Genomic DNA, 6,600 nt, shown 5'->3' with positions numbered 1-6,600 from the left:
GCGCGTGGCGCTGACCCGCGACCGTGACGAATTCCTCGTCCTTCAGGAACGCTATGCGATCGCACGGCGGCTGGGGGCCAGCCTGTTCATCTCGGTCCATTGCGACAGTGCCGAAAACCCCAATGCCACGGGTGCGAGCATCTACACCCTGTCCGAAGTCGCGTCCGATCGTGAGGCGGCACGGCTGGCGGCGCGCGAGAACAAGGCGGACATTCTCGCCGGGGTCGATCTCGGCAAACAAAGCGCCGACATCTCGTCGATCCTGATCGACCTGACCCAGCGCGAGACGATGAACGCCTCGGCCGGTTTCGCCCGGCTGCTCGGCCGCGAGGCGCAGGGGCAGGTGCCCTTGAAGCCCAATTACCACCGCATGGCGTCGCTGATGGTGCTGAAGGCCCCCGACCTGCCGTCGATCCTGTTCGAAACCGGCTATATCTCGAACGAGGCCGACGCCGAACGGCTCGAATCCGCCGAAGGCCGCCGCGCGATCGCGCAGAGCGTCCGCCGCGCGGTCGAGGTGTATTTCGCGCGGCGGATGGCGGCGCGGTAATCACCGTCATCCCCGCGCAGGCGGGAATCGATATGCACCGACGTCGCGTATCGATCGAAGCGTGCGCGGTTATGGATTCCCGCCTGCGCGGGAACGACGAAGGTTATCCTTACCGCGCCAGCGCCTCGGCGATCAGCTTGCGTGAATTGTCGATGCCGTACAGCGCGATGAAGCTGCCCATGCGCGGCCCCTGTGGTGTGCCGAGCAGCGTTTCGTAGCAGGCCCTGAACCAGTCGCGCAGCGAGTCGAACCCGGCGGTCTTGCCGATCTCGTACACCACGTTCTGAATATCTTCGGCGCTGGCATCGCCCGGCATCGCCGCCAGTTCGCCGTCCAGCCGTTCGAGCGCGGCCCGCTCGACATCCGTGGGCGCACGACGCAGCGGCTTGTCGGCGACGTCGCGGACATAGGCCAGCGCATGGTCGATCAGCGCGTCGAGCGCAGGATAACGCTCGGCCGAGGCATCCTCGACATAATTGGCGAGATAGCCCCAGACCTGCGGCTTGGTCGCGTCGCCCATCACCCCGACGAGGTTGAGCAACAGCCCGAACGTCACCGGCAGCGTGTCGGCCGGCGGTTCGCCGCCGTGGATATGATGCACCGGATTGCCGAGCTTCTGTTCGATCGGCTGGTCGGCGTAATTGGCGCGGAACTGCCAATATTCGTCGATCGCGCGCGGGATCACGCCCAGATGGAGTTGCTTGGCCTTCTTCGGCTCGCGATAGGCATAGAAGGCGACGCTTTCGGGCGGGCCATAGGTCAGCCATTGTTCGAGGCTGAGGCCGTTGCCCTTCGACTTGCTGATCTTCTGGCCATGTTCGTCGAGGAACATCTCGTAGTTGAAGCCCTCGGGCGGTCGCGCGCCCAGCACCCGTGCGATCTTGGACGACTGCGTCACCGAATCGATCAGGTCCTTGCCCGCCATCTCGTAATCGACGCCGAGTGCTACCCAGCGCATCGCCCAGTCGACCTTCCATTGCAGCTTCGCCCCGCCCGACAGGATCGACTGTTCGATCCGCTGCCCTTGGTCGACGAAGGCGACCATGCCGGTGTCGGCGTCGAGCACCTCGACCGGCACCTGCAACACCACCCCCGACGTCGGGCTGATCGGCAGCACCGGCGAATAGGTCGCGCGGCGTTCGGCGCCCAGCGTCGGCAGCATGATGTCGAGAATCGACTGATAATGACGCAATACGCCCTTCAACGCCTCGTCGAACCGGCCGCCGCGATAATAGTCGGTCGAGGACGCGAACTCATAGTCGAAGCCATATTGATCGAGAAAGCCGCGCAGCCGCGCGTTGTTGTGCGCGGCGAAGCTGTCGTGCGTGCCGAACGGATCGGGAATTTCGCTGAGCGGCTTGCCGAGATGCTCGCGCAGCATGTCGCCGTTGGGCACATTGTCCGGCACCTTGCGCAACCCGTCCATGTCGTCCGAAAAGGCGATCAGCCGCGTCGGCTGGTCCGACAGTTCCTCGAACGCGCGGCGCACCATCGTCGTGCGCAGCACTTCGTTGAACGTGCCGATATGCGGCAGGCCCGAGGGGCCATAGCCCGTCTCGAACAGGATCGCCGCGCCATCCGATTTTCCGTTCGGATAGCGCTTGAGCAGCTTGCGCGCCTCTTCGTACGGCCAAGCCTTTGAAACCAGTGCTGCATTGCGGAGGGTGTCGTCGGTCATGGCGCTGCTGATACGCGGTTGGGCGCGCGATTTCTACATTGTGCAACATTTCGCAACGCAACCATGTCATGGTTTGCGCGTACCGGACGCGCATGATCGTCACCGCTACCCCCCGCTATACGCGGATCATCGCCGAAGTCTGGAAGCCGGCGACCGGACTGTTCGTCTGGGACGTAATCGTCACCATCATCTATTTTGTGCTGCCCTTCCGTGCGCCCAGCCTGCCGCTGACGCTGTTCGGATCGGCGCTGGCGCTGTTCCTCGGCTTCCGGGTGAACTCGGCGTATCAGCGCTGGTGGGAAGGGCGCATCCTGTGGGGATCGATGATTAACGCCTCGCGCAACCTGGCGCGCGGCGCGATCGCGTTTCTGGGGCCGGAGGACGAGGGCGAGAAGCGCGACCTCAAGCGTTCGATCGTGCTGCGCCAGATCGCCTACGTCAATGCGTTGCGGTGCCAGTTGCGGCGACAGGACCCCAAGGACGACGTCCACCGCTTCCTGTCGCGCGACGAGGCGGGCGAGCCGCTCGGGCGCACCAACACCGCCAACGGGCTGCTCGATGGCACCGGCATGCGCATTGCCGAGAGCCATCGCCGTGGCTGGATCGACAGCATGCAGCAGCACAGCCTCGAACGGGTGCTGATCGACATCGCCAATGCGCAGGGCGGCATGGAGCGGATCAAGAACACGCCGCTGCCCAACCAGTATCGCTTCTTCCCCGCGCTGTTCACCCGCCTGTTCTGCGTGCTGCTGCCGATCGGACTGGTCGAGACGCTAGGCGTGGCGACGCCGCTGGGGTCGGGCATCGCCGGGCTGATGTTCCTTGCCGTGCTCCAGATCGGCGAGGATCTGACCGATCCTTTCGCCAATACCGTCCACGATCTGCCGCTGTGCGCCATGTGCCGCACGATCGAGATCGATCTGTTGCAGGGCATCGGCGATCCCGCACCCGAACCGGCGACGCCGCACAAGGGCGTGCTGTGGTAAGCGAACGTCCGGCCATTTTGATGATCGTCGCGGCCCGCCCGGCGACGATGACGATCCCCCGGCCGGCGGTTGTCGGGCGGGGACGCGGGCCGCGATCGGGCCGATCGGCATCACGGAAAAACCGCACGGGCGAAGCGTTCCGCTTCCGTTCCTGACCGTCCGACGGTAAGACGGAACGATGCTGCCCTATCCCGCCCTGCACGCCAGCCATTCGGGGGTCTGGATCGCCGATGGCGACGGTGTGCGCGAGGTCAGTCGGGGCGAGGCGATCGCCTGCGCCGCCGATACGCCGACGATCCTGCTCAATGCGCCGCTGATCGGGCAGCGGCTGGGCTATGCCGATCTGTCGGGGCTCGACCTGCTCGAACTGTTCGCCTTCGTCCATCCCGCGCGGTTTGCGGTGCCGACGCCCAAGGGGCTGGCACAGGCGCTGGGCCAGCCGGTCCCGGTCGACGAGGCCGAGGTCGCGGGATCGTTGCGTGCGGCGGCCGTCAGGCTGCTGGAGACGGCATCGGCGCCATGGCCGGAACAGGAAGGAGCATGGACCGCCGCCCAGTCGCTGTTCCGCCTGCGCTGGCCATGGGCACCGGCGCTGGGGCAGGTACTGCCCAAGCCCGAAACCGCCGAACGCTGGCTGTTCAGCAAACTTCCCGAATGGGATGAGGAAGCGCCGCGTGCCGCCCCGCGCAACATCACGCTCGCCGCCGATGCGATCGGCGAACGGCTGGCGCGGCTGACCGGGGCGAGTGCCGAGGCGCGCAGCGGCCAGCGTGCCTTTGCCGGTGCCGCCGCCGCCGCTTTCGGCCCACGCATGGCGCGCGATACCCCCAATCTGGTGCTGGCCGAGGCGGGAACGGGCATCGGCAAGACGCTCGGCTATCTCGCCCCCGCCTCGTTGTGGTCGGAGGCGGCGGACGGCGCGGTATGGGTGTCGACCTTTACCAAGGCGCTGCAACGCCAGTTGGCGCAGGAAAGCGAGCGGGTGTTCCCCGATCCGGCGCTACGGCGCGAACGGGTGGTGACGCGCAAGGGGCGCGAAAACTATCTGTGCCTGCTCAATCTCGAAGATGCGTTGCAGGGCGGGTTCCAGGGGCGGGCGGCGATCCTCGCCCATCTCGTCGCGCGCTGGGCGGCCTATAGCGCCGATGGCGACATGGTCGGCGGCGACCTGCCGGGATGGCTGCCAACGCTGTTCCGTCGCAACGGATCGACCGCGCTGACCGACCGGCGCGGCGAGTGCATCTATGCCGGCTGTCCGCAATATCGCAAATGCTTCATCGAACGCGCCGCGCGCGCCTCGGCCAAGGCCGACATCGTCATCGCCAACCATGCGCTGGTGATGGTCAACGCCGCGCGCGGGCGCGAGACGGGCACGCGGCCGACGCGCTATGTGTTCGACGAGGGGCATCATCTGTTCGATGCCGCCGACGCGATGTTCTCCGCCGCGCTGACCGGGGCAGAGGCGATCGAGATCCGCCGCTGGGTGCTGGGGCCGGAAGGCGGCGGGCGCGGGCGGCGGCGCGGGCTGGCGGCGCGCCTGTCCGACGTGGCGAGCTATGACGCGGCAGGCGGTGCGGCGGTGGCGGCGGCGGTCGAGGCGGCGCGCGCGCTCCCCGCCGACGGCTGGCTGGCGCGGGTGCAGGAAGGCGCGCCGTTCGGCCCGGTCGAGGAATTGTTGGGCGCGGTGCGCGGCGTCGTGTTCGCCCGCGCGAAGGATGGCGAGGCGGGGTACGGCTTGGAGACCGAACTGGCCGAACCTCCGCCCGAACTGGTCGATGCCGCCGCGCCGGCCGCGCAGGCGCTCGACGCGCTGCTGCGCCCGCTGGTGGCGCTCGGCAAGCGGCTGGAGGCAGTGCTGGCCGAGGGGCCGGACTGGCTCGACGGCCCGGCGCGCGCGCGCTGCGAAGGGGCGATCGCCTCGCTCGGCTGGCGCGCGGAGACGGTCGGGGCATGGGGCCGGTTGCTCGCCCGAATCGGCGGCCCGGCCGATCCCGACTTCGTCGACTGGCTGGCGGTCGACCGGGTCGAGGGGCGCGAATATGACATGGGGCTGCACCGCCACTGGCTCGACCCCACCCGGCCGTTCGCCGAAACCGTGCTCAAACCGGCGCATGGCGTGCTTGTCACCTCGGCGACGCTGCGCGCCGGCGGCGACTGGGCGACCGCCGACGCGCGGGTCGGCGCGCCGCACCTGCCGCGCAGCCCCGATCATTTCGAGGCGCCGAGCCCGTTCGCCTATGCGACGCAGGCCGAGGTGCTGATCGTCACCGACGTGACCCGCGGTGACCTGAGCGCGCTTGCCAACGCCTATGGCCGGCTGATCGTCGCGGCGGGCGGCGGGACGCTTGGCCTGTTCACCGCGATCCGCCGATTGCGCGGCGTCCATGCCCGCATCGCCGACCGGTTGGCGCGCGACGGACTGCCGCTCTATGCCCAGCATGTCGACCCGATCGATACCGGTACGCTGGTCGACATCTTTCGCGACGATCCGCGTGCCTCGCTGATCGGCACCGATGCGCTGCGCGACGGCGTCGACGTGCCCGGCCGGTCGCTCAGGATGGTGGTGATGGAGGGGGTGCCATGGCCGAAGCCCGGCGTGCTCCACGCCGCGCGGCGGCTGGCCGGCGGCGGCAGCGCCTATGACGACCGGGTGGTCCGTGCGCGGCTGGCGCAGGCGTTCGGGCGGCTAATCCGCCGCGCCGACGATCGCGGGCTGTTCGTGTTGCTATCGTCGGCCATGCCCTCGCGCCTGCTGGGGGCGTTTCCCGAAGGGACGCCGGTCACGCGCTGTACGCTCGACGAAGCGGTCGCGCGCGCCCTTTCCTTGGGGGGCGAAGTCGGGCATGGGGCGGCTGCCCTGTCGATGGAGCCGCCTTCATGAAGACGCTGACGCTGCTGCGCCACGCCAAGTCGGGCTGGGACGATCCCGTCGCACGCGATTTCGACCGGCCGCTGAACGCCAAGGGCGCGCGCGCCGCGACCGCGATGGGCCGGCATCTTCTGCGCGAGGAACTGCGCTTCGATCATCTCGTCGCCAGCCCCGCGCTTCGCGTGGTGCAGACGCTCGATCATTTCGGGCGTGGCTATGGCGATCTGCCCGCGTGCAACAGCGACCGCTCGCTCTATCTCGCATCGGCGGCGACGCTGCTCGACGTGGTGCGCGCGTTGCCGGCGGATACCGATCGCGCGTTGCTGGTCGGGCATAATCCGGGGCTGGAAGATCTCGTCCTGCTGCTGTCGGCTGAGAGCAACCCCCTCCGCGGCGCGGTCGAGGAGAAATTCCCGACCGCCTCGGTCGCGGTGCTCGAGCTCGACGGCGACTGGGCGGCGGCGGACGATGGCTGCGGCCACCTGATCCGCTTCACCCGCCCGCGCGACCTCGACCC

General features: G+C 68.5%; 5 protein-coding genes. 4 read left to right on the top strand and 1 reads right to left on the bottom strand.

The features are described 5' to 3' along the window. The coding region (locus ASE78_RS19375) for an N-acetylmuramoyl-L-alanine amidase family protein (protein ID WP_235514861.1) at positions 1-550 on the top strand (550 nt) is incomplete at its 5' end. Positions 551-659: 109 nt separating this feature from the next. Here ASE78_RS19375 and ASE78_RS03915 read toward each other — a convergent pair. After that, on the bottom strand, positions 660-2,228 hold the full coding sequence (locus ASE78_RS03915; RefSeq protein WP_056493515.1) for a lysine--tRNA ligase: 1,569 nt from the start codon (positions 2,226-2,228) through the stop codon (positions 660-662). Between the two features lie 92 nt (positions 2,229-2,320). Here ASE78_RS03915 and ASE78_RS03910 point away from each other — a divergent pair, with 92 nt between their 5' ends. The 3 genes from ASE78_RS03910 to ASE78_RS03900 form a co-directional block, all read left to right on the top strand. Next, positions 2,321-3,214: a bestrophin family protein gene (locus tag ASE78_RS03910; RefSeq protein ID WP_055761962.1), complete on the top strand. Its 894-nt coding sequence runs from the start codon at positions 2,321-2,323 to the stop codon at positions 3,212-3,214. A 178-nt stretch (positions 3,215-3,392) separates the two neighbouring features. After that, entirely contained in the window at positions 3,393-6,095 is a 2,703-nt protein-coding gene (locus ASE78_RS03905) for an ATP-dependent DNA helicase (RefSeq protein WP_056493512.1), read from the top strand. Beyond that, the coding region (locus ASE78_RS03900) for a SixA phosphatase family protein (RefSeq protein ID WP_056493588.1) at positions 6,092-6,600 on the top strand (509 nt) is incomplete at its 3' end. The genes ASE78_RS03905 and ASE78_RS03900, both read left to right, overlap by 4 nt.

The organism is Sphingomonas sp. Leaf25 (genome assembly GCF_001421635.1).
Taxonomy (GTDB): domain Bacteria; phylum Pseudomonadota; class Alphaproteobacteria; order Sphingomonadales; family Sphingomonadaceae; genus Sphingomonas.
The sequence above is the reverse complement of the archived record's forward strand: the minus strand, read 5'-3'. Positions and strand labels throughout refer to the sequence as shown.